General features: G+C 69.8%; 23 protein-coding genes and 3 pseudogenes. 14 read left to right on the top strand and 12 right to left on the bottom strand.

Annotated elements, in window-relative coordinates; translation table 11 throughout:
- Positions 1–116: 116 nt before the first annotated feature.
- The 4 genes and pseudogenes from ACFWP7_RS31425 to ACFWP7_RS31410 form a co-directional block, all read right to left on the bottom strand.
- Entirely contained in the window at positions 117–2,213 is a 2,097-nt protein-coding gene (locus ACFWP7_RS31425) for a SpoIIE family protein phosphatase (RefSeq protein WP_384388230.1), read from the bottom strand.
- 262 nt (positions 2,214–2,475) lie between these two features.
- Positions 2,476–3,054: pseudogene (locus ACFWP7_RS31420) on the bottom strand (class I SAM-dependent methyltransferase); the annotation flags it as partial.
- 28 nt (positions 3,055–3,082) lie between these two features.
- A complete protein-coding gene (locus tag ACFWP7_RS31415) occupies positions 3,083–3,616 on the bottom strand; it encodes a hypothetical protein (RefSeq protein ID WP_384388227.1) in 534 nt (177 codons plus the stop codon).
- Between the two features lie 179 nt (positions 3,617–3,795).
- Positions 3,796–4,323, bottom strand: a pseudogene (locus ACFWP7_RS31410) (SAM-dependent methyltransferase); the annotation flags it as partial.
- A gap of 234 nt (positions 4,324–4,557) precedes the next feature.
- On the opposite strand from ACFWP7_RS31410, the pseudogene ACFWP7_RS31405 reads away from it, so the two are divergent.
- Positions 4,558–4,775 (top strand): annotated as a pseudogene (locus ACFWP7_RS31405) (IS110 family transposase); the annotation flags it as partial.
- Positions 4,776–4,874: 99 nt separating this feature from the next.
- A complete protein-coding gene (locus ACFWP7_RS31400; protein WP_384388223.1) occupies positions 4,875–5,300 on the top strand; it encodes a hypothetical protein in 426 nt (141 codons plus the stop codon).
- Between the two features lie 263 nt (positions 5,301–5,563).
- On the opposite strand, the gene ACFWP7_RS31395 is transcribed toward ACFWP7_RS31400, so the two are convergent.
- Positions 5,564–6,424, bottom strand: coding sequence for a phosphotransferase enzyme family protein (locus ACFWP7_RS31395; protein WP_384388272.1), 861 nt, complete (start codon positions 6,422–6,424; stop codon positions 5,564–5,566).
- A 289-nt stretch (positions 6,425–6,713) separates the two neighbouring features.
- Between ACFWP7_RS31395 and ACFWP7_RS31390 the strand changes: the two genes are divergently transcribed.
- Positions 6,714–7,175 (top strand): DUF6924 domain-containing protein, encoded by a 462-nt coding sequence (locus ACFWP7_RS31390; RefSeq protein ID WP_384388220.1) that lies wholly within the window; start codon positions 6,714–6,716, stop codon positions 7,173–7,175.
- Between the two features lie 193 nt (positions 7,176–7,368).
- Here the strand turns inward: ACFWP7_RS31390 and ACFWP7_RS31385 are convergent, their stop codons facing one another.
- Positions 7,369–7,779 (bottom strand): hypothetical protein, encoded by a 411-nt coding sequence (locus ACFWP7_RS31385; protein WP_384388217.1) that lies wholly within the window; start codon positions 7,777–7,779, stop codon positions 7,369–7,371.
- Between the two features lie 508 nt (positions 7,780–8,287).
- On the opposite strand from ACFWP7_RS31385, the gene ACFWP7_RS31380 reads away from it, so the two are divergent.
- A complete protein-coding gene (locus tag ACFWP7_RS31380) occupies positions 8,288–8,932 on the top strand; it encodes a PadR family transcriptional regulator (RefSeq protein ID WP_384388215.1) in 645 nt (214 codons plus the stop codon).
- Positions 8,933–9,055: 123 nt separating this feature from the next.
- Here ACFWP7_RS31380 and ACFWP7_RS31375 read toward each other — a convergent pair whose 3' ends face one another.
- Together ACFWP7_RS31375 and ACFWP7_RS31370 are read right to left on the bottom strand one after the other, a co-directional pair.
- Positions 9,056–9,484: an SRPBCC family protein gene (locus ACFWP7_RS31375; protein WP_384388212.1), complete on the bottom strand. Its 429-nt coding sequence runs from the start codon at positions 9,482–9,484 to the stop codon at positions 9,056–9,058.
- Positions 9,485–9,603: 119 nt separating this feature from the next.
- Positions 9,604–9,792 carry a hypothetical protein gene (locus ACFWP7_RS31370; RefSeq protein WP_384388209.1) on the bottom strand — a complete coding sequence of 63 codons (189 nt, stop codon included), beginning with the start codon at positions 9,790–9,792 and terminating at the stop codon, positions 9,604–9,606.
- A 198-nt stretch (positions 9,793–9,990) separates the two neighbouring features.
- Between ACFWP7_RS31370 and ACFWP7_RS31365 the strand changes: the two genes are divergently transcribed.
- From ACFWP7_RS31365 to ACFWP7_RS31355, 3 genes are all read left to right on the top strand, one after another.
- Positions 9,991–10,539, top strand: a complete 549-nt coding sequence (locus ACFWP7_RS31365; protein ID WP_384388206.1) for a Clp protease N-terminal domain-containing protein — start codon at positions 9,991–9,993, stop codon at positions 10,537–10,539.
- A gap of 110 nt (positions 10,540–10,649) precedes the next feature.
- Positions 10,650–11,675 carry a DMT family transporter gene (locus ACFWP7_RS31360; RefSeq protein ID WP_384388203.1) on the top strand — a complete coding sequence of 342 codons (1,026 nt, stop codon included), beginning with the start codon at positions 10,650–10,652 and terminating at the stop codon, positions 11,673–11,675.
- 206 nt (positions 11,676–11,881) lie between these two features.
- Positions 11,882–12,853 carry a DMT family transporter gene (locus ACFWP7_RS31355; protein ID WP_384388200.1) on the top strand — a complete coding sequence of 324 codons (972 nt, stop codon included), beginning with the start codon at positions 11,882–11,884 and terminating at the stop codon, positions 12,851–12,853.
- 73 nt (positions 12,854–12,926) lie between these two features.
- On the opposite strand, the gene ACFWP7_RS31350 is transcribed toward ACFWP7_RS31355, so the two are convergent.
- Positions 12,927–13,619 carry a pyridoxamine 5'-phosphate oxidase family protein gene (locus tag ACFWP7_RS31350; RefSeq protein WP_384388197.1) on the bottom strand — a complete coding sequence of 231 codons (693 nt, stop codon included), beginning with the start codon at positions 13,617–13,619 and terminating at the stop codon, positions 12,927–12,929.
- 35 nt (positions 13,620–13,654) lie between these two features.
- On the opposite strand from ACFWP7_RS31350, the gene ACFWP7_RS31345 reads away from it, so the two are divergent.
- Positions 13,655–14,986, top strand: a complete 1,332-nt coding sequence (locus tag ACFWP7_RS31345) for an aminotransferase class I/II-fold pyridoxal phosphate-dependent enzyme (RefSeq protein WP_384388194.1) — start codon at positions 13,655–13,657, stop codon at positions 14,984–14,986.
- A 1-nt stretch (position 14,987) separates the two neighbouring features.
- On the opposite strand, the gene ACFWP7_RS31340 is transcribed toward ACFWP7_RS31345, so the two are convergent.
- The gene (locus ACFWP7_RS31340) at positions 14,988–15,923 is read right to left on the bottom strand and encodes a DMT family transporter (RefSeq protein ID WP_384388191.1); all 936 of its coding nucleotides are present in this window, start codon (positions 15,921–15,923) and stop codon (positions 14,988–14,990) included.
- A 75-nt stretch (positions 15,924–15,998) separates the two neighbouring features.
- Between ACFWP7_RS31340 and ACFWP7_RS31335 the strand changes: the two genes are divergently transcribed.
- A complete protein-coding gene (locus tag ACFWP7_RS31335) occupies positions 15,999–16,901 on the top strand; it encodes a LysR family transcriptional regulator (protein WP_384388188.1) in 903 nt (300 codons plus the stop codon).
- A gap of 26 nt (positions 16,902–16,927) precedes the next feature.
- On the opposite strand, the gene ACFWP7_RS31330 is transcribed toward ACFWP7_RS31335, so the two are convergent.
- The gene (locus tag ACFWP7_RS31330; protein ID WP_384388185.1) at positions 16,928–17,395 is read right to left on the bottom strand and encodes a pyridoxamine 5'-phosphate oxidase family protein; all 468 of its coding nucleotides are present in this window, start codon (positions 17,393–17,395) and stop codon (positions 16,928–16,930) included.
- A 194-nt stretch (positions 17,396–17,589) separates the two neighbouring features.
- Here ACFWP7_RS31330 and ACFWP7_RS31325 point away from each other — a divergent pair, with 194 nt between their 5' ends.
- Positions 17,590–18,240: a cysteine hydrolase gene (locus tag ACFWP7_RS31325; protein WP_384388182.1), complete on the top strand. Its 651-nt coding sequence runs from the start codon at positions 17,590–17,592 to the stop codon at positions 18,238–18,240.
- Positions 18,241–18,253: 13 nt separating this feature from the next.
- Here ACFWP7_RS31325 and ACFWP7_RS31320 read toward each other — a convergent pair whose 3' ends face one another.
- On the bottom strand, positions 18,254–18,409 hold the full coding sequence (locus ACFWP7_RS31320; protein WP_384388179.1) for a hypothetical protein: 156 nt from the start codon (positions 18,407–18,409) through the stop codon (positions 18,254–18,256).
- A gap of 176 nt (positions 18,410–18,585) precedes the next feature.
- Between ACFWP7_RS31320 and ACFWP7_RS31315 the strand changes: the two genes are divergently transcribed.
- From ACFWP7_RS31315 to ACFWP7_RS31300, 4 genes are all read left to right on the top strand, one after another.
- The gene (locus tag ACFWP7_RS31315; protein WP_384388176.1) at positions 18,586–19,377 is read left to right on the top strand and encodes a HipA family kinase; all 792 of its coding nucleotides are present in this window, start codon (positions 18,586–18,588) and stop codon (positions 19,375–19,377) included.
- Positions 19,374–19,757, top strand: a complete 384-nt coding sequence (locus ACFWP7_RS31310) for a DUF3037 domain-containing protein (protein ID WP_384388173.1) — start codon at positions 19,374–19,376, stop codon at positions 19,755–19,757. The genes ACFWP7_RS31315 and ACFWP7_RS31310 overlap by 4 nt, the downstream gene beginning before the upstream one ends.
- 194 nt (positions 19,758–19,951) lie before the next feature.
- Complete coding sequence (gene fabG / locus ACFWP7_RS31305; RefSeq protein WP_384388170.1) at positions 19,952–20,713, top strand: 3-oxoacyl-ACP reductase FabG; 762 nt, start codon at positions 19,952–19,954, stop codon at positions 20,711–20,713.
- A 17-nt stretch (positions 20,714–20,730) separates the two neighbouring features.
- Positions 20,731–21,492, top strand: a complete 762-nt coding sequence (locus ACFWP7_RS31300) for an SDR family oxidoreductase (protein WP_384388167.1) — start codon at positions 20,731–20,733, stop codon at positions 21,490–21,492.
- Positions 21,493–21,546 lie beyond the last annotated feature (54 nt).

Below are 21,546 nucleotides of genomic sequence, written 5' to 3'. Positions count from 1 at the left end.
GGCCAAGGCCAATTCCGTTGTGCTGGCCCGGTTTTGGGTGGGCGGGGTCGCTGGTCCGGCCGGAGTGTCCTGACGCGGACCAAGTCCGGCGGCGTCGCCGGGTTTGCACCGGCTGGTCAGTGCGCGCCGTCGGGTCCGGCGCGGGGCAGCGCCTGTTCGGTCCAGATCGTCTTGCCCGGGGCCGTGTAACGGGTGCCCCACGTCTGTGCGAGCTGCGCGGTGATGAAGAGACCGCGTCCGTCCTCGTCGACCGTACCGGCGTGGCGCAGGTGTGGCGCGGCCGCGCCGGCGTCCCGTACCTCGCAGGTGAGGGTGCGGTCATGGATCAGGCGGAGCTCAAGCGGTGGGCTGCCGTACTTGACCGCGTTGGTGACGAGTTCGCTGACGATGAGCTGGGTGTTGAAGGCTGTCTCGTCGTCCACCTGCCACGCGGCGAGCTGCCCGCGCGTGCGGTGTCGGGCGAGCGCCACGGCCGCGGGGTCGGCGTCGAGCGGCCACGCGGCGATCCGGTCCGGGGGGAAGGACCGGGTGCGCGCGACGATCATCGCGGCGTCGCCCGCGCCCAGACCTGCCGGGAGCGCGTAGACGAGGGCGTCGCAGAGGTCCTGGAGCGGGCGCTCGCGGTAGTCCGGCGCCGTCGGCAACGGCCCTGACGGCTCGGCGAGATACGCGGTGAGCAGCGGATCACTCGTGAACACCAGGACGCTGCCGTCCGGCACCTCGATGTCGACGGCGGCGAAGGGCGCGCCCTCCGTCGTGCCCAGCCGTGGCCCGGCAGGTGCGCCGGGGCCGGTGACCGTGCGGTCGGGGCGCACGACGAGGGGAGCCAGTTGGCCACCTGCCGCCATCGTGCACGTGCCGGTAAGGGGGTCGTGCACGGCGTACACGCAGTCGGCGGTGAGTGCCTCGCGGCGCAGCGGATCGCCGAACGGGAGATGTGACCGTTCGGCGGCGAGCTGTCCCGCCGTGTGGTGCAGACGGGCGAGGAGCTCGTCGGGGGCGAGGTCGAACGCGGACAGGGAGCGTACGGCGGTGCGCAGCTGCCCCATGGTCGCGGCCGCGTTCAGACCGCGTCCCGACACCTTGCCGACGACGAGGGCGGTGCGGGCGCCGGACAGGGCGATGGTGTCGTACCAGGCGCCTGGATCGGCGCCGGTGATGGTGAGGTAGGCGGTCTCCAGCGACGGGTGGGTCACCGGGCGGCGGGGCAGCAGCTGGCGCTGGACCGTGGCGGCGACCGTGTGCTCGCGTGTGTAGCGCCGCGCGTTGTCGATGCACAGCGCCGTGTGTGTGGCCAGCTCGACCGCGAGCTCCCGGTCGCCTTCGTCGAAGGGGGGAGAGTTTCCGGTGCGGTACAGGCTGACCACGCCGAGGGCCGAGTCGCGCAGTGCCAGCGGGACGACGAGGAGGGAATGGGCTCCGGATGAGTGGATGGCCTCAGCGCGCGGAGGATCGACGGAGAGCCACGGTGCGGTCGGATGGAGCGCGACCACGCGGGGGCGCAGGTCGGCCAGGGCTTGGGTGAAGGGGGTCGGCGCCGGTAGGCGGCGGACGTCTCCCACCGGATGGGCCTGCGGGGGCTGCGCTCGGCTGCTGCGGAACGCGGTGCGCATCAGGGGCGTGCTCGCGGGCAGTGGGGCCTGCGGCGGGTCGTCGCCGCGGATCACGGCCTCCACCACCTCCACGATCGCGATGTCGGCGAACGCGGGGACCACGGCCGGGACGAGCTCCTCGCCGGTCACGGCCGGATCCAGGGTGCGTCCCACCCGTCGGCGTACGGCGTCCAGTACCTCGGTGCGGGTGCGGGCCCGCTCCCGTTCGGTGACGTCGATCGCGGTGACCGCCGCGCCGAGCACGGAATGGCGCGGGCTCTCCAGGCGCAGCGCGCTGATCTCGAAGTACCGCTCCTGCGGTGGGTCTCCCTTGACGCGCGCCCTGACGACGCGCTGCAGGAGGGGGACTCCGCTGTCCATCACCTCGCGCAGGAGTGTCTCCAGGTCGCTGCCTTCGACGATGTCGTAGACATCGCGGACCGGGCGTCCTTGCAGGTCGTCCAAGGGCACGCCACGCATGAGGGGAGTGGCGGTGTTGACCCGTACCACCCGAAGGTCGGTGTCCAGCAGGTGGAGCCCGATCGGTGACTGCGTGAACAGCGCCTCCAACATCGAGAGCGCCCTCTCGTCCACTTCCCGGCCGGGATCGCTGCGCGCCACGGCGACCACCTCCGAGCTCCCTTTGCGCTTGGTCCGGCGCACGGCTGCCTCATGTCCGGGCGCGCTTCCAGCGTGCTCCGCCGTCGGCTCGACCGCACCTGCAGAGCGTGCGGGCGGCACTGACGAGGCAGATGCGGGGCGTACGGCGCCTGGGACGCTCGGGTGGCCCGGGCGACCCGCGGCCGGGTCCGCTTCGACGGTCCGGGCGACTCGGGGCCGCTGCCGATGGTCGGTGCCATCCGGTTTGCCAGGACGTCGGAGGTCCTTCAGGTTTCCGGGCCAGAAGGGTGGCGATCGTCCTTTTCGCTCCGTCGCCAGGCTCTTGCAGCAGTTGAGAGGTGACGACGAGTCCGGCTCGGCCCGACAGTGCGACGATCCGATCCGGCGGTTGCGGGTGGGACTCGTAGGACACCGGATGCCCGCCGTATGCCTGCGTCGGACGCAGATGCACATCGTCTCCCACGTAGCCGGCGATCATCAGATGGCCGCCGGGTGCGAGCGTGCGATGGAATTCGGCGAACACAACGGGCAACAGCTCCGGCGGCGGGTGATGGGTGGAGTAGTAGGCCAGGATGCCGCCGAGTGAGTTGTCCCGGATCGCCAGTGCGGTCATCGAGCTCACGGTGAAGTCCAGGCTCGGGAGGGCCTGCCGGGCGAGCTCGATCATCTTCGGGGACAGGTCGATGCCGAATGGGTGCATCCCCAGGTCTGCCAGATGCGCCGTGACTTTGCCGGGGCCGCATCCCGGGTCTGCGACCGGACCGCGGTCGGCCGCCCGCACGACCTCGGCGAACGCGGTCAGCATCGCGCGTGACAACGGATCCAACTCCGCCGGGTCCTTGTCGGGTCCCAGTCGGTCCAGCCCACAGCTACTTGGCGGGTGCCGTCGAGTGAGTGGAAGGAGAGGGTGCGGTAGCCGGGAGCGTCGCCGCCGTGGCCCGCGATGGTGCCGCAGGGGAGCGTCGCTTTCTCGGGGCCGTGGCCCCAGCCGTCGCCGCCGTGTCGGTGGTCATGTCGTGCAGCTCGGCCGGACGCAGGAGGTCATCGCTGAGCAGGGTGCGGAAGAAGTGGTCGAGGTCGACGGTGGTGGAGATGATCTCGTCGGCAGTGCCGGCGACGGACATGTTGACGGTGGTGTAGCCGACCGGGACAGGTGTCCCGTCTCCTTTCTCCAGCGGTTCGTAGCCGTTGGAGTAGGGGCCGGTGTGGAAGGGCGAGGAACCCGGCAGGCGGGTGTCCCGGAGTCCGGGGGCCTCCGGTGCGAAAGCGGCCGCCGACGGGGGCGGGTGTCGGCCGTTGAGCCTGGACCTGCCGCTGCTGCCGCGCCATACGGCGCTGCCCTGCCGGACCTCGGCGACCGCGCCGGTTGCCGTCACCCGGTCCAGCGCCGCCTGTAACGCCATTCCGTCAGGTACCACGGCGGCCGCGGCGGCTGCACCGCTCGCCGTGGGAGCCGGCGCGCACACCGTCAGGAGTGCTCGCACCTTGGGTGCCGCCAGGCCTTTCCCCGGGGGACGGGTGAACGTCCTGTGACAGTGAACCTTGACCGATTGCCACGAAAGTTTGACCGCCTGGAGGCGCTCTACCGCAGGACCGCCGAGATCAGTCCGCCGGGCCGCTCCTCGCGCTGCGGAGGGGTGCTGATCGGGCGGCCGTAGGCGGCATCGCGCTCGCTCAGGGTGTGGCTGTCGGCCTCCCAGCCGTGCCCGGCCAGCCAGCCCACCGGGTCCTTGGGCATCTCCGAGAGCCACATGGACGCCGCCGATCCCGGCTCGGCGTCCGAGCCGAAGCGCTCGATCACGCCGCGCGAGCCCAATGTCAGCCCCATCCGACTGCCTGCCGCCGACTGCGCGCTGATCCGGGCCAGCAGTAGTTCCACCGCGTCCTCGGGCAGATAGATCAGTAGTCCTTCGGCGATCCAAGCGGTCGGCACGGTCGGGTCGTGCCCTGCGGCGGCCAGCGCGCCCGGCCAGTCCTCACGCAGATCCACCGCGACGGTGATCCGCTCGCAGCGTGCGACGGCCCGCTCCTGGCGCAGCACCGAAGCCTTGAAGTCCAGCGGCACGGCGGTGTCGACCTCGAACAGCCGGGTGCCCTCGGGCCAGTCCATGATGTCATCGGCGGTGGAGAAGGGGTTCGCGGGAGGCTGTCCGAGCTGTTGACGACGTGCTCGCCGGTGGCATCGGTCTGAGCATGTCCGGCGTGCTGCTGAGAGCATCGGGCCGTCGCAGACGGGCAGATGCGTGGTCGGGATGGATCAGATGGATCGGGCCGGTCTGCTTCGGTCAACCACTTTTCTTCGTGTTTGAGGTAGTTGGCCCGTCGGCAGGCGGATGAACCCAGGCAGCGATACAGCCGCAGGCTTCAGCGCGTCCTCGACACCTCCGCGCTGTTCAGCATCCGACGCTGCGACGAGTCCCGCGGTTCTACGACCGTAAACGAGCCGAGGGCAAGCGCCATACCCTGGCCGTCCTCGCCCGCCGCCGCGTCAACGTCCTCTGGGCCCTCCTGCGAGACGGACGGTGCTCCCACCCCGCACCACCGATGTCAGTTGCCGCATGACGCCCCTGCCTGCGATCCGTGCCTCCCGGACAACCTGGTCGTCAGATCCCGCCGAGTGCGGCAGGATCAGCCGGATCGATGCCGCAGGGAGAGAGACCAGTGATCACTGCCACTCTGGGAGTGAAGCTCGCATCGCAGTGCGAGAGCTGCGGTGGCGAGCTGGTCCGCGACGTCGGTCAGTTCATCGACCGCGGTCGGTTGTGGTGGGGTGTTGAAGGGCAGTGCCAAGCCTGCCCGAACGCATGGTGCGAGATGGACACAGGCCCAGCTCCCGATGACATCAGGCAGGCCCTCCTGATCAAACACGGGCCCGCTCGGCTTCACCTTGCGGACAAGGAGGCAAGCCTCGTTCCCGTGCTGCGGGCCCTGCGCGAGATGCAGCACCTCTCGCTGGGCGAAGCGCGGCTCATGGCCGCCGACCTTCAGGAAGTCGGCCTGGTCGGCACGTCCGTGGAAATGGCCTACCTAGCTGAGGGACTACGCAACCGGTCCGTCACGGTGACCATCACCCCGTTGCCTACCTGACCGTTGCTGAACCTGACCGGGATTGTTGTGCCGGGTCACGATAGTTGGCACTGATCGGGCTGTGTGACCTGGGGCTTCCAACGGCCTGGCCACGCTAGTTGGCACCGTCTGGCCAAGATTCTCGGCATCTGTAATGAATTGCGACATTTGTTGGCACCGGCGCCATGGTTCAGCGCGGTAGCGAGGCCGGCGCGCATGGGGCTGCAACAGCGACAGTCCCGTCGCTTGGTTCCTTGCCGCTTGCACGTGCCCTTCGGCGATTTCTACAGGCCGCTCAGCCGCGTGTTCATCGTGTCGAGGTTCGGCCAAGGAGGACCGTCGTGCAGTGCGCGCAGGAGTTCTTCTCCGAATCGCATCCCGTTCGGAAACTGGTCGCCAAGCTCCCAACGCCACGCGGCGACCATCGCGAGGACGAGCTGGCGGCACTCGTCCAGCAGCCCTTGGTCGACGTTCGGGTAGTGCTCGCAGACCGGCTCGGGAACATGGGCGAGGTCGAATTCGACGGGTCCGCGGCAGCACGTCTCAAGGTCGATGAACAACGGGCCGTTCTTCGTGCTGAGTACATTGCCTGGATGCGGCTCGCCGTGGAGCAGTTGTTCCGCGGCGCCGCGCTCGTCGATCGCTCGTCGCAGGCTTGCCAGCCTGTCGCTGAGGAAAACGCGGTCTGCGTCGGCGAGCTCCGGCGAGCGATCCGGGTCGGCGACAACTTCTTCCGCCTCCATGATCCGGTCCGTGAACCTCGGGCTCGGCACATCGACCTTACGCATGCCGGCGTGCAGCTGTTCCAGCGTCTTGGCGTAGTCGACTGGTGGGGTGTGAGGTGTCACGGGTTCGTAGTAGGTCCACAGCGTCACTGCGAAGCCATCGCGCGTGTACACACGCGGGTCCGCCCGAGGCTCCAAGGGGCACACCGGGCATCCGACCTCGGCGAGCCGCTGAGCGAGCTCGACTTCGAACTGTGCAACCTCTTGTCCCACAGGGGCGACCCGGGCAAGGACGCCGCATGGCGTCAGCCGCAGTGCCAGCTTGTTCGAGTTGTGGAGAACGATCGCGTCGTCGGTCGGCAGGTCGAGCGATGCGGCGACCGAAGTCGCAGCCGCGATCGCACGCGTGACGTCGGTCATCTCCACCCGCGAATCTTGGCATAGATGAGCGAGGACGGTGCCAACCAGCGTGGCCAGGTGCCAACCACCGTGGCTCGGCACATGGGTTGACAAGCGACATTAGGAATCGGTGGCAGGAACGAACCGGTGGTCAAAGTTCAGTGGCAATCGAACGAGATTCGCTGCCACAGCCCAGTCAAGTGTCCCGTCTCAACGAACCTTGACGGATCTCATCGGAGCTTGGCCGACTGTCGGCATGGGCTGGCATCTTGTACGCCGTACCCCCACCCAATGGATACCGGAGTCCCCCATGCTGCCCTCTGTTACCGACCGCCAGGAGTTCGCCGCGCTGGTCATCAGGACTGACTTCGATGACGCGGCGGCCTGGCGGGCCGTGTGTAGGGAGTTGTCGAGGCCGTGGGGCGACGGCGACTACGAGCCCGCCGTCCACGTCATCGATGATCCGGCCTGGGCCGGTGCCACGGCCGATGACGTGATCGCTGCCGTATCCGCGGACAAGGACTTGAGCGTCGTCTTCCTCGCTGACCGGACCACCATGCGGGGCAACGACCACGCGCTGCTGGCGGTGGCGGTCCTGACCAGAGAGGAGTGCCAGAGCGATGAGGAGTTCGAGGCCTACGGTGGATCAGTACGCGCCGCCCCCATCGGCATCCACGACATCCACGCGAACCTGTCGATCGCCAACCTGGACTTCGCCGACGTCGTCGATGCCGCTCAGAGCGACCCTGCAGGAGTCTTCCGGTCCTTCTAGGAACTCACCACAGCCGCGGCCACACATCAATGAGACTGATCGAGCTTCGCTGAGACGGGACGCCAATGTCCCGCCTCGGATGATCTGGTCCCCAGACAGCGCTGTGACCTGCTGTGACCAGTTCACTTGAGACGACGGGTTACCGGAAATCTCAGTCGATCTGGCCCCGGGAGCCTGGATGGCGAGTGACATCTCAGTTGATCGGGTCCGGCCGTGCTGCTTCGAGGTGATCCCCGGTTACATCCTGCGCTTCTCTAGCTGCGTCCGGCCGCCGCCAGGCATCAGCCGATCGTTTGGGCCCGCTGGCGCTGGCGCTGGTGTCGAGGTCACGGTACAGGTGCACGGGGGGATCGCCCTCAGTGTCGCGGGCATGTGCGTCCGGCGCTGTTCCGGGAAGGACAGCGGGTGTAGGGGTGCTTCGCTGGAAGCGGATGGCGATCAGTTTGATCGGTGTCCAGATCAGCCAGCCGACGCAAACGAGCAGGTCCCACACCAGCGCGCCGAAGAACACGGTCATCCAGGGGACACCGGTGATGAAGCCTGCGAGCCCGCCGTTCGCGACTACGGCGGGGAGACCCGGGATCCAGAGCCAGCGGTAGGACATGCTGGGGCCGCTCTTGGCGACGCGGCGATGATGCCTATGAGTGCTGGCGGAGATGGAGAACGGTCCAGGCAGTGATACGTGCAGCCTCATGATTCCTCCAAGGCAGCGCGGGGGCCGTCGAAGATGGCCTGAGCGGCCACGGCTGCCTTGGCGTCCAGCTCGCGCAGTTGCCCTTCTATTGTGCGCCTGTAACCAGCCCCGGGAACGCGCGTGGGCTCTTGTGCCACGTCCAATAGGCCACTCCAACGGCAGCCGCTCCGCCGGTGTTGGCAGACCTCCCTGGCTCCCACCCGTCGAGAGTCGGTCGGCCTCGATGAAGCATCGAACGATCTGGTGGCGGACCCGATCACCTGAGACATCAAGCGAATCGGACCCGTTCACTTGAAACGGGGGCCAAATCGACAGAGACGGGACAGCCAAGTTGATGCCGGGCAGAGTTGTCAGAGGCGCTGTTCCGATATATCGTTGACGCATCGCGACTGATCAACGATGGAATGGAGTGATTGCGATGCGTTCCCACGGACAGGAGTTCGGATACGAGCGTGGACAGGGACAAGGCGGGTCGGGCCCTCGGGGTCGGGGCGGCCCCGAGGGACGGCGCAGGGCTTTCGGGCCCTTCGGGCCGGGTGGTCCCGGTGGCCCCGGCTTCGGTGGACCGGGCTTCGGCGGTGGTCCCTGGGGCGGACGTGGCGGCCGGGGCGGGGGGAGGGGAAGGGCGCGGCGCGGCGACGTGCGCGCGTCGATCCTGGCTCTGCTCAAGGACCGGCCCATGCATGGTTACGAGATGATCCAGGAGATCGCCGAGCGTAGCGGCGGGGCGTGGAAGCCCAGCCCGGGTTCGGTGTATCCGACCCTTCAGCTGCTGGAGGACGAGGGCCTGATCACCAGTGCGGCCGAGGGCGGCAAGAAGCTGTTCTCGCTCACCGAGTCCGGCCGCACCGCGGCCGACGAGGGGCCCGACGCGCCTTGGGAAGAGGCCGGGCGCGGGGTCGACTGGGAGGCGCTGCACGAGATCCGGCAGGCCAGCTTCGGCGTCATGGAAGCCTTTGGGCAGGTCTGGAAGACCGGCAACAAGGCCCAGCGCGACAAGGCGCTGGCGGTCATCAACGAAACCCGGAAGAAGCTGTACCTGATCCTCGCCGACGAGGACTGACGGGGATGACGAGGACTGGCGAGGGCTGGTCGGGTCGACGGTAGCTTGTTGCCGTGTCCTCAAGGCGCCCCGTGGAAGCCTTTCCGCGGGGCGCTTCTCCGTGTGTGGTCGGCCGTTGTGCGCTCAGGTCACCAGCCCGGCGAGCTTGCGCAGCGATTCGTCGAGCGCGGCCGTCGCCGAGTCCTTGAGCTTGCCGGCCATCAGGGAGACGGCCGCGCCGGTGAACTCCCCGTCGATGCGTACCGTCGTGGCCTCGCCGTCGGGGGTCAGGGTGTAGCGGGTGGTGACGTTCACCGCCATCGGGCCCTTGCCGCTGATGGCCAGCGTGCGGGCGGGTTCGAGTTCGTCGATGGTCCAGTTGACCTCGGCCGGGAAGCCCATGAGCTTCATGTTCTCCTCGAAGGTGGCGCCGGTCTCGAGTGAGGCGGGCCCGCCCTTGGGGAAGCTGGTGTGGGTCGAGTTCCACTCGCCGTACGAGGAGAAGTCCGTGAGCTGCGCCCAGATCTTCTCGGCGGGCGCCTCGATGCGTGCTTCCGCGCTGACTTCGGCCATGCGGCCACCCCTTTGTGTCGGGTGCTGCGCCCGGCGCAGCTACGGTGTCGCGGAAGGTAGCCGCAGGCACCTCAACATTCAATACTGATGAACCGTCAGAAATTGACGGAGTGCAGGTCTCAGCCCACCCGCTCTATCTCCGCCGCGTCGAACAGGTCCCACGCGCGCGGGAAGGGTCCTTCGTCGTGGCAGTGCCACGCCTCCCAGAACAGGTCGGCGAGCAGCGCGTCCTCAGGGGCGTACACCCGGTACACGTACTGCCTGCCGTCGACCGCAGGCAGGGCCACCAGCCAACACCTGCTCTCCATGTTCCTGAGGGACGAGCGCCGGAGCGTCCCGGTTGCGCACGGGGCGCGAAGCGAGAGGGTGCGCGCCCCAGGGGATGAATCGGCGCGATGTCATCCGTAAGGAGGAGAACTCGCGCATCCATGCCCACCCTGTGTCGGACGTGAGAATGCTGCCCGCCGGGGATGACTCCGCTCGCAGGGGCTGATGGGGTAGGGGTTGTGCCATCCCGTATCCCTCAACAGCCCGCCGCCGAGAGCGGCCCGCACCGAATCGAACTCGATGCCAGGCTCAGCGCCGAGCTGGCTTCGATGGTCTCCGGTGCGCGCAGGAGAGCGCTGAGGGACGGCGACAAGCAGATCGACACGGCCCATCTGCTGCACTCACTGCTGGAATCCGATCCCGAGGTGCGCGCGGTCTTCGACAGCGGACCGCAGGTCGCCCGGCTGCTCGGCTACCTGGTGCAGCGCAGCATCGGCTACGGGCTGCGCTGGCAGAGCACCGTCGAGGACTCCGGTGCCGTACCGATGGTGGCCGAGGCGGGCTGGTCCCCGGCGGCGGCCGGTGCGATGGAGGACGCGTGCGAGCGGGCCGTTCTGCGGGGCGACGAGCAGGCCCGCGGTGTCGATCTCCTTGCGGCGGTCCTCGTCGATCCCGAGTCCCGGGCCGTCGAGGTGCTCGGGCGTGCGGGCGTGGACGCCGGGGTACTGCTCGTGCGGATCCATGCCGGGTTCGAGGAGTACGTCGGCGGGGGCGACGTGGGGTCTTGAGTCCGGGGTTGGCCGGTTGCGGCGCGGCGACGCCCCGTCGTTGAGGTCGACGTCCAGACGTTGGGACAGGTGTCATCGGGGGTGACGCTCATGTCGCCGCCTGTCATCATGTGTCAGTGCATACGTCTCAGGGCAGTCAGGGCAACCGTGGGCGGGGTGTCGGCCTGGGCCTCGCGCTGGCGTCCGCGGTCGCCTTCGGCGGATCGGGCGTCGCGGCCAAGCCGTTGATCGAGGCGGGTCTGGATCCACTCCACGTGGTGTGGCTGAGGGTCGTGGGCGCCGCGCTGGTCATGCTGCCGCTGGCCGTACGTCACCGAAGCCTGCTGCGCAGCCACCCCGCGCTGCTCGCCGGGTTCGGACTGCTCGCCGTGGCCGGTGTGCAGGCCTGCTACTTCGCCGCGATCTCCCGGATCCCCGTCGGGGTCGCGCTGCTCGTCGAGTACCTCGCGCCGGCGCTAGTGCTCGGCTGGGTGCGGTTCGTGCAACGCCGGCCCGTGGCGCGCGCCGCGGCTCTCGGGGTCGTCCTCGCGGTCGGCGGCCTCGCCTGCGTGGTCGAGGTGTGGTCGGGGCTGAGCTTCGACGTCGTAGGACTGCTGCTCGCGCTGGGTGCCGCCTGCTGTCAGGTCGGCTATTTCGTCCTGTCCGACCAGGGCAGCGACGCGGGGGACGAGGCCCCCGCCCCGCTCGGCGTCATCGCGTACGGCCTGCTCGTCGGCGCCCTCGTGCTGACCGTCGTCACCCGTCCCTGGAACATGGACTGGTCCGTGCTCGGGGGCACCGCGGAGATGGACGGGACCGCCGTTGCCGCCTCCTTGCTCCTGGGCTGGATCGTGCTGATCGCGACCGTCGTCGCCTACGTCACCGGAGTGCTCTCCGTTCGCAGGCTCTCGCCGCAGGTCGCGGGCGTCGTGGCCTGCCTCGAAGCGGTCATCGCCACCGTCCTTGCCTGGGTACTGCTCGGCGAGCACCTCTCGGCGCCGCAGATCGTCGGCGGTGCCGTGGTGCTGGTCGGCGCGTTCATCGCACAGTCGTCGGCGCCGGCCAAGGCCTCCGACGGCGCGGTCGCCGGAGGCCCGGGCGACGACGGTCCGGACGGCTCCGAAAGGGAGTTGTCGGCCCGGGGAAGCGCCGTCTAGGGTGGCGATCATGCATTCGGACGCACTCGTTCTTCCGCCTCCGGCCGCCTGAGGCGGGCCTCCGGAGTACACCGCCCGGCCGATCCGCCGGGCACAACGGTGCTGCCCGCAGACGAAGTCCGAGGACCCTCCCGTTCGCCGGTGCCTCCGTGCACCGGCCGTGACGTGGTCCTTCCTGAACTTCTGCGTATCTGCGGAGAGAACACGTGTCGAATGCCGTTTCCGGCCTGCCCATCGGGCGTGGCCTCCTCTATCTGATCGTCGCCGGTGCCGCCTGGGGCACCGCCGGCGCCGCCGCGTCGCTGGTCTACCGGGCCAGTGATATGGGGCCGATCGCCCTTTCCTTCTGGCGCTGCGCGGGCGGACTCGTCCTGCTGCTCGCCGTACGCCTGCCGCGGCGGCGGGTCAGGCCCTGTGCGCGGGAGCCGTTCCACCGCAAGATTTTGCGGATCGGCGTCACGGGCTTCGGGCTGGCCGTCTTCCAGACCGCCTACTTCGCCGCAGTCGAGGCGACCGGCCTTGCTGTGGCGACCGTTGTCACGCTGGGCGCCGGGCCCGTACTCATCGCACTCGGGGCGCGGCTGACCATGGGTGAGCGGCTCGGAGCCGGCGGTACGGCCGCTGTCGCCGGAGCGCTGTGCGGGCTCGCGGTGCTGGTGCTCGGCAGCGGAGATGCGACGGTGCGGCCCTACGGGATCGTGCTCGCGGTCGTGTCCGCCGCCGGGTACTCCGTGATGACCCTGCTCACGCGCTGGTGGGGGCGCGACGGCGGGGCGGACGCGTCCGGTACGACCGTCTGGGCCTTCGCTGTGACCACCGCCTGCCTGCTGCCCTTCGGCCTGGCCGAGGGGCTGGTCCCGCACGCCGCCCAACCGGCGCATGTCCTGGCCCTGTTGGCGTACATCGCCGCCGTTCCCACGGCCCTGGCATACGGCCTGTACTTCGCCGGGGCCGCTGTGGTCCGGTCCGCGACCGTCTCCGTGGTGATGCTCCTGGAGCCGGTGAGCGCCGCCGTGCTGGCCGTCGCCCTGCTCGGTGAGCAACTCACCACGGCGACGCTCGCGGGCACCTCGCTGATGCTGGGATCGGTCGCCGGGCTCGCGGTGGCGGAAGCGCGGAGCGCGGCGGCCGTACGGCGTCAGCCGGAAGGGGGGCTGGGGGAGAAGGTGCTGATCTGACGTGACTGCGGGGGAGGGAGTCGGCGCGGAGCATCGGCGCTACGGGGGTCTCCGCCGGGTTCGCTCATCGGCATCACAGTGATGCCAGGTAGTCCGGCACCTCGATGCCGGAGGCGAGGTCCACGGAGGGGATGGGGGCGCCGTATCCCCTGGTCAGGGGGAGTACCCCGGTCCAGTGGGGGAGGGAGAGGTCCTCGGGCTCGTCGTTCGGGCCGCCGGTGCGGAGCTTCGCGGAGACCTCGTTCAGGTCGAGGCGGATCACGGCGGTGGCTGCCAGTTCCTTGGCGTTGGCGGGGCGCGAGTCGGCCGAACGGCCTGGCACGACATGGTCGACGAGTGCGTCCAGGGCCGTCCGCCGCTCGTCGGGGTCCGTCACCTCGTGGGCGATGCCGTGCACCACCACGGAGCGGTAGTTGATCGAGTGGTGGAAGGCGGACCGGGCCAGTACCAGGCCGTCCACGTGCGTGACGGTCAGGCAGACCGGCAGCCCGGGATCGGCCTGACCGGTCATCCGCAGAGGGCGCGAGCCCGTCGAACCGTGCACGTAGAGGCGCTCGCCGACGCGTCCGTAGAGGGTGGGGAGCACGACAGGGGCGCCGTCGCGGACGAAGCCGAGGTGGCAGACGTACCCCTCGTCGAGTATCGAGTGGACCAGCTCACGGTCGTACGCGGCGCGCTTCGCGGAACGGGTGGGGACGGTCCGGTCGGTCGGGGTGTAGGCGGCGGGTTGCGGCGTCCCAGGCTGAGTGCTCGTCGTCTCCGGCATTGCGTTCTCCATTGTACTAGTGCATAGTGTTGTTTGTGCTAGGAGAGTATCGGATTGAAGGTCGTGGCGCAGCTGAGATTGCCGCCAGCGTCGAGCGTGCGGTGGGGTCGGGGACGCTGGAGCCGGGGCAACTGCTGCCGCCCATGCGGGAGTTGGCGGCACAGCTCGGGGTGAATCCCAATACCGTCGCGGCGGCCTATCGCACGCTGCGGGAGCGCGGGGTGATCGAGACCGCGGGCCGCCGCGGCAGCCGTATCCGCTCCAAGCCGGCCACGACAGGGCGCGACTACATCCGGGTCGACGTGCCCGACGGCGTACGAAATCTGGCGGACGGGAATCCCGATCGCGCGCTGCTGCCCGGCCTCGCCGAGGCGTTCGCGGTGGCGGCGGAGCGGTCGGACCGGGAGCCCGTGATGTACGGGGAGGCGGCTGTCGAACCGGAGTTGGTGCGGCTCGCGCGCGCCGAACTCGACGCCGACGCGGTGCCCGACGGCCCTGTCGTCGTCACCTCCGGATCACTCGACGCCATCGAGCGCGTGCTGGTGACCCACCTCAAGCCCGGGGACGCGGTCGCCGTCGAGGATCCCGGCTGGGGCAGTCTGCTCGACCTTGTGCCGGCGCTCGGGCTGCGTGTCGTCCCCATGGGTGTCGACGACGAGGGCCCGGTCCCGGACGAGGTACGGCGCGCACTGGACGCCGGCGCCCGGGCCCTGATCGTCACGTGCCGTGCCCAGAACCCGACCGGAGCCGCCGTGACCGCCACGCGCGCGCGTGCCCTGCGTTCCGTGCTCAAGAAGTACCCGCACGCCCTCCTCGTCGAGGATGACCACGGACACCGGATCGTCGACCTGCCGCTGCATCCGCTGGCCGGTACGACCCACCACTGGGCGCTGGTCCGCTCCGTCGCCAAGGCGTACGGGCCCGATCTGCGGCTCGCCGTGCTGACCGGGGACCCCGTCACCGTCGACCGCGTGCACGGGCGGCAGCGGCTGGGTCCCGGCTGGGTCAGTCATCTGTTGCAGCGCGCGGTCGTGCAGCTGTGGACCAGCGGTGCGGTGGACGTACGGGCCGTGGCGGCGTCGTACGAACGGCGACGCGACGCGCTGATCGGCGCGCTCGAAGAGCGGGGTGTCGCGGCGCGGGGGCGCAGCGGGATGAATGTGTGGGTTCCCGTTCCGGACGAGACCGGGGCGGTCGCGCGGCTGCTGCACGCGGGCTGGGCCGTGGCGCCCGGGGCGCGGTTCCGGGTGAGTGCATCGCCCGGTCTGCGGATCACCGTCTCCACTCTCACGCCGGGCGACATCGAGCCGTTGGCGGACGCGGTCGCCTCCGCCGTCGCGCCCGCGTCCGCTCGCCATTACGCGTGAGTCATCGGCGTGCCCCGGACTGGGTGAGCGCCGCCCCCGCCAGCACGACGACCGCGCCGACCGGTGTCGACCAGGCCAGCGACTCGCCGAGGATCGCGACGCCCGCCGCGGCGGCTATGACCGGGATGAAGTACGTGACCATCTGGGCCGTCGTCGGGCCGACCTCGGAGACCAGGCCGTACTGGATGCGGACGGCGAGGCCCGTGCCGAGGGTGCCCAGAGTGGCGATCGCGAGCAGCGGGACGAGCGGGAAACGGCTCGGCAGGGTGGTGAAGAGCGGGGTGATGAGCGCCAGTTGGACGGTGGCCAGCAGCAACTGGGCGCCGGTCATCGACAGGTGCGAGTGGCCGGCGCCGGCCAGCGTGCGGCGGACGTAGATCCAGCCGATCGGGTAGCACAGCGAGGCCGTCAGGGCCATCGCCGTGCCCGTGGCGTCCAGGCCGTGGAAGCCCTGCCAGGCGCCGAGGACCGTCAGTACGCCTATGAAGCCGATGCCGAGACCGGCGACCCTGCGCCGGGTCGGCCGGTCCTCGGAGAGGGCGACCAGGGACAGGGCCATGCCCCAGAGCGGCGAGGTCGCGTTGCAGATGCCCGCGAGGGTGGAGGGGATCGTCAGCTCGGAGTAGGCGAAGAGGGAGAACGGCAGCGCGTTGAGCAGGAAGGCCGCGACCGCGAGGTGCACCCAGGTCCGCATGCCGCGCGGCAGCCGCTCCCGCTTCACCGCCATCGCCGTTGCGAGGACCGCGGTCCCGAACACCAGCCGCCCGAGCGTGACCTGGAACGGCGCGTAGCCCTCCGTGCCGACCTTGATGAGCAGGAAGCTGAAGCCCCAGATCAGGGAGAGGACGCCGAAACGGACCCGCCAGTCGAGAGCGGCATGGCGGCGGGGGCTCTTGTCGGTCGGGGGGACGGTGTGGGGAGTGGCGACGGCGCTCATGGAGCCAACGATGGGGCTGCACGACCTCGTAGCACAAGCGAGATTTCTCGTCCTTTATCTCGTAGCATTGCTTACGTGTTGAATCTGGAGCGCCTGCGTACTCTCGACGCCCTCGCCCGGCACGGCTCGGTGAGCGGTGCGGCCGACGGGCTGCATGTCACCACGTCCGCCGTCTCCCAGCAGATGTCCAAGCTGGAGCGCGAGGTGGGGCAGCAGCTGCTCGCCAGGAACGGGCGCGGGGTGCGCCTCACCGACGCCGGGCGACTGCTCGCCGACCATGCCGCGCGGATCCTGTCCCAGGTCGAGCTCGCGCAGTCCGACCTGGAGGCGCAGCGCGGGCAAGTGGTCGGCGAACTGCGACTGGCCGCGTTTCCGACGGCCGCGCGCGGGCTGTTCCCCGCCGTGCTCGGTGCGCTGCGGGCCGAGCATCCGGGACTGCGGGTGAATTCGCGGGAGCTGGAGCCCGAGCACGGGGTCGCAGGTCTGGTCCGGGGCGACATCGACCTGGCCGTCGTGCTCGACTGGTACAACAAGCCGCTGCCCGTGCCCGAAGGGCTCGTCAAGGCCACGCTCCTCGACGATCCCGCGGACGTCGCCATGCCCGAGGGGCACCCGCTCGCCGACCGGGACACGGTCGACCTGGAGGACTTCGCGGACGACGAGTGGATCTCCTGGCCCGAGGGCGAGTTCTGTCACGAGTGGCTGGTGTACACGCTGCGCGCCAAGGGGATAGAGCCCCGAATCGCCCATCTCGCCGGTGAGCATCACACCCAACTCGCCTTGGTCGCCGCCGGGTTGGGCGTGTGCGTCGCGCCCCGCCTCGGTCGCGATCCGATGCCGGCCGGGGTGCGTGCCGTGCCGGTGCGCCATCGCGTCCACCGGTATGTGCACGCGGTGTGGCGCGAGGACGCCGACCGGCGGCCGTCGATCAGGGCGGCGGTGGAGGCGCTGAGGAGGGCGGGGCGGGCGGTGGCCTGAACTGGACGGGGATGCCAGGACTTGCGTTACAGCGCGGCGAGTTTCCGGAAGTCCCAGGAAGCGATCAGGTCCGGCGTCAGCCGCATCCACGCGTGCCTGCCGTCGTGCGGCAGCTCGTCGAGGCCGAAGTTCTTCCTGGCGAACAGGCGTTCCACCGCGGTGAGTTCGGCGCATGCCTCGCCCGTACGGGGCACCTCGCCGACGAACTCGACGGTGCCGGACAGCTCGGCGCCGCGCAGTTCGTCGTACTCCTCCCCTGCGTCGACGACCACGGCCACGCGCGGATCGCGGCGCAGGTCGGCCCAGCGTTTGCTGCGGGTGATCGAGTACAGCCACAGCGAGGTGCCGTCCCAGACGAACCAGAGGGTGCTCGCGTGCGGGGCGCCGTCCGCGGAGACGGTCGCCACGCGGCAAGTGCGCCGACTGGTCAGGAACTTGTCCAGCTCGCCGGGCGTCATCATGATCCTCCGGCCCCGGCGCTGAGTGACGGCCATGCGGTCCCCTCTTCTGTGACGTACCCGGCGTACTTCTCCGGCAGACATGGCGCGATTTCGTACCTGACGGAACCAGACGGAATCTGACGGCACGTCAGGAAAGCATGGGCTCTCTTCCGTCCTGGCGCAATGGTGGTTAGTCTCGCCCGCTCCGACAGTCTCGCCGCTCCGACCACCCGCGACCAGGGGGAGCCATGCCGTCGTACGAACAGCTCAGTGAACTCCTCGACCCCGTCACCACCGTGCTGCTCACCGTCGAGTGCCAGCAGGGTGTCGTGGGGCAGGACAGCGCGCTGCCCGAACTCGCCAAGGAGGCACGGTCGTCGGGGGCGCTGGCGAACGTCGCGCGGCTGGTCGCCGCCGCGCACGAGAGCGGGGTGCAGGTCATCCACGCGATCGCCGAGCGGCGCCCGGACGGCCGGGGCGCCAATCGCAACGCGAGGCTGTTCCGCGCGGCCGAGCGGCTCCCCGTACAGCAGTTGACCGGGACCACGGCGGTGCGGATCGTGCCGCCCATCGAGGTCGCCGAGGAGGACCTCGTCGTACGGCGTCTGCACGGGCTGTCGCCGATCACGGGCACCGATGTCGACGCGCTGCTGCGCAATCTGGGCTGCCGCACCCTGGTCGTGACGGGCGTCTCGGCCAACGTGGCCATTCCCAACACCGTGTTCGACGCCGTGAACCGCGGCTACACGGCCGTGGTGCCCGCCGACGCCATCGCGGGGGTGCCCTCCGACTACACCCCCGTGATGATCCGTAACACGCTTTCCCTGGTGGCCACGATCACCTCGACCGACGACGTGCTGGCCTGCTTCAAACGGCCGCGTCGCCCGCCACGGGCGTGAACTCCGTCCCGGCTCACGCCAGGGTGGTACCCGCGGCAGCGACGGAGCCGGAGGACTCGGTCTCGGACCCGCACGCGGCCGGCGCGAAGGCGATTCCCGCGGCGCCCACCGCTGCCACGACGGTGCGGCGGGACGGCGCAGAGACGGGCGGAAGCGATTCGCTGGTCATGCGGACTTCCCCTTTACGGTACGAAATCGATCCGCACGGGAGTACGGCCCGGCCGCGGCGCTGTTCAGGGCGAGCGGTCATCTTGACGCGATCGAGATCCCGGGGCGCCGCCTTGTCACGATCCAGGGCAGGTGCGCTGGGGATCGTAAAGATCAGCCGCCGGATAGCCTGGGGAAATGCTCACAGAAGTGATCGCGACCCGCTACATCACGCCCCTGCGTGAGGGCGGTTCCCTGCCCGGGCTCGTCGAGGCCGACGACCTCGGGACCTACGTCATGAAGTTCACCGGCGCGGGGCAGGGACGCAAGACGCTGGTCGCGGAGGTCGTGTGCGGTGAACTCGCCCGTCGGCTGGGCCTGCGTGTGCCCGGGCTCGTGACGATCGGCCTCGACCCGGTCCTGGGGCTCGGCGAACCGGACCAGGAGGTCCAGGCGCTGCTGAAGTCGAGCGGCGGCCTGAACCTCGGGATGGATTTCCTCTCCCGCGCGATCGGCTTCGACTCCCTCGCGCACCGGGTCGGCCCTGAGGAGGCCGGGCGGATCGTCTGGTTCGACGCGCTGGTCAACAACGTCGACCGCTCCTGGCGCAACCCCAACATGCTGGTGCAACGCGGCGAGCTGTGGCTCATCGACCACGGCGCCACGATGATCTGGCACCACAACTGGCCGGGCGCCCAGGCCTCCGCCGCCAAGCCGTACGACGCCACCGACCACGCGCTCGCGCCCTTCCGGCCGGACATCGCCTCCGCCGCCGCGGAACTGGCGCCCCTGGTCACGGAGGAACTGCTCGCCGAGGTGACCGCCGAGATCCCGGACGAATGGCTCGACGGGGAGCCCGGTTTCGACACGACGGACGCCCTGCGGCGGGCGTACGCCGAACCGCTGCTCGCACGCGCCGCCGCCGTCCATGAGCGCATCAAGGGCATCGATGTCACCGAGGGTGTCGGCGGAATCAAGGGGGCCAAGTGAGCGAGCGGGACGTCTTCGAGTACGCGGTGCTGCGGGTGGTTCCCCGGGTCGAGCGCGGTGAGTGCTTCAACGCGGGCGTGCTGGTGTACTGCCGTGCCAAGTCCTTCGTCGCCGCCCGCACGCATCTGGACGAGACGAAGTTGCAGGCGCTGGATCCGGAGGCGGACGTGGCGGGCGTACGGGCCGCGCTGCGCGCTGTCGAAGGGGTCTGCGCGGGAGGAGAAGCGGCAGGTCAGGCGGCACACGACGATGCCGGGAGGCGCTTTCGCTGGCTGATCGCGCCCCGCTCCACGGTCGTCCAGCCCGGGCCCGTGCACACGGGGCTCACCGCGGATCCGGAGGCCGAGGCGGAGCGGTTGCTCGCACTGCTGGTCAGGTAATGGATCACACGCACGCGGTGTGGCGTTGACACCGGGTGCCAGGGCTTCTAGCGTCACGTCTACCGAAGGTACTAAGCGGTCGCTCACCGGACGGGCGTACCGTGTGAGCCGCAGGGCAATCCAGGCCGCAGGGCCTTTCAGGCAGCAGGACAAGTTCAGGCCGCAGGGCTTTTCAAGGGCGAGGAGAACCAGCAATGTCCACCACTGAGCAGCGCGTCGCCGTAGTCACCGGTGCCGCGCGCGGCATCGGTGCCGCGACCGCCGTACGACTGGCCGCCGAGGGCCGCGCCGTCGCGGTGATCGACCTCGACGAGGCCGCGTGCAAGGACACCGTCGAGAAGATCACCGCCGCCGGTGGCAAGGCCATCGCGGTCGGCTGTGACGTCTCCGACGAGGCCCAGGTCGAGGCGGCTGTCGCGCGGATCGCCGAGGAGCTCGGTGCGCCGACGATCCTGGTGAACAACGCGGGTGTGCTCCGCGACAACCTGCTGTTCAAGATGAGCACGTCCGACTGGGACACGGTCATGAACGTGCACCTGCGCGGCGCCTTCCTGATGGCGAAGGCCGTTCAGAAGCACATGGTCGACGCGAAGTTCGGCCGGATCGTCAACCTTTCCTCCTCGTCCGCGCTCGGCAACCGCGGCCAGGCAAACTACTCCGCCGCCAAGGCCGGTCTGCAGGGCTTCACCAAGACGCTCGCCTTCGAGCTCGGCAAGTTCGGCGTCACCGCGAACGCCGTGGCCCCCGGCTTCATCGTCACCGACATGACCGCCGCGACGGCCGCCCGCATCGGTATGGGCTTCGAGGACTTCCAGGCCGCCGCAGCGACCCAGATCCCCGTGCAGCGCGTCGGCAACCCGGACGACATCGCCAACGCCATCGCCTTCTTCACGGGCGAGGCGGCCGGGTTCGTCTCCGGCCAGGTGCTGTACGTCGCCGGCGGACCGCTCAACTGAAGCCGGGGGAAACGGACATGACCACACTCCCCGAACTCTCGGGCAAGGTCGCGCTCATCACCGGCGCGAGCCGCGGCATCGGCTACGGAGTCGCCGAGGCAGTGATCGCCCGCGGAGACCGCGTCTGCATCACCGGCCGCAACGAGGACGCCCTCAAGGAGGCCGTCGAGGCACTCGGTGCCGACCGCGTCATCGGCGTCGCCGGCAAGGCCCACGACGAGGCCCACCAGGCCGTCGCCGTCGAGCGCACCATGGAGGCCTTCGGCCGCGTCGACTACCTGGTCAACAACGCCGGTACGAACCCGGTGTTCGGCCCCATCGCCGACCTCGACCTCAACGTGGCGCGCAAGGTCTTCGAGACCAACGTCGTCTCGGCCCTCGGCTTCGCCCAGCGGACCTGGCACGCCTGGCAGAAGGACAACGGCGGAGCGATCGTCAACATCGCCTCCCTCGCCGGCATCTCCGCCTCGCCGTTCATCGGCGCGTACGGCATGAGCAAGGCCGCCATGGTCAACCTGACCCTGCAACTGGCGCACGAGTTCGCACCCAAGGTGCGGGTCAACTCGATCGCGCCCGCCGTCGTCAAGACCAAGTTCGCGCAGGCCCTTTACGAGGGCCGTGAGGAGGAGGTGATCGCGGCGTACCCGCTCGGCCGGCTCGGTGTCCCCTCCGACATCGGCGGCGCCGCCGCGTTCCTCACCTCGCAGCAGTCGGACTGGATCACCGGTCAGACGCTGGTGATCGACGGCGGCATCTTCCTGAACGCCGGGGTGGGATGACGGCAGCGCCGGGGCGCCGTGCCTTGACACGGACGGCGCCCCTGTCGACGTAGA

The sequence above is a fragment of the Streptomyces sp. NPDC058470 genome (genome assembly GCF_042721055.1).
Classification (GTDB): domain Bacteria; phylum Actinomycetota; class Actinomycetes; order Streptomycetales; family Streptomycetaceae; genus Streptomyces.
This window is presented reverse-complemented; position numbering and strand designations above follow the sequence as displayed.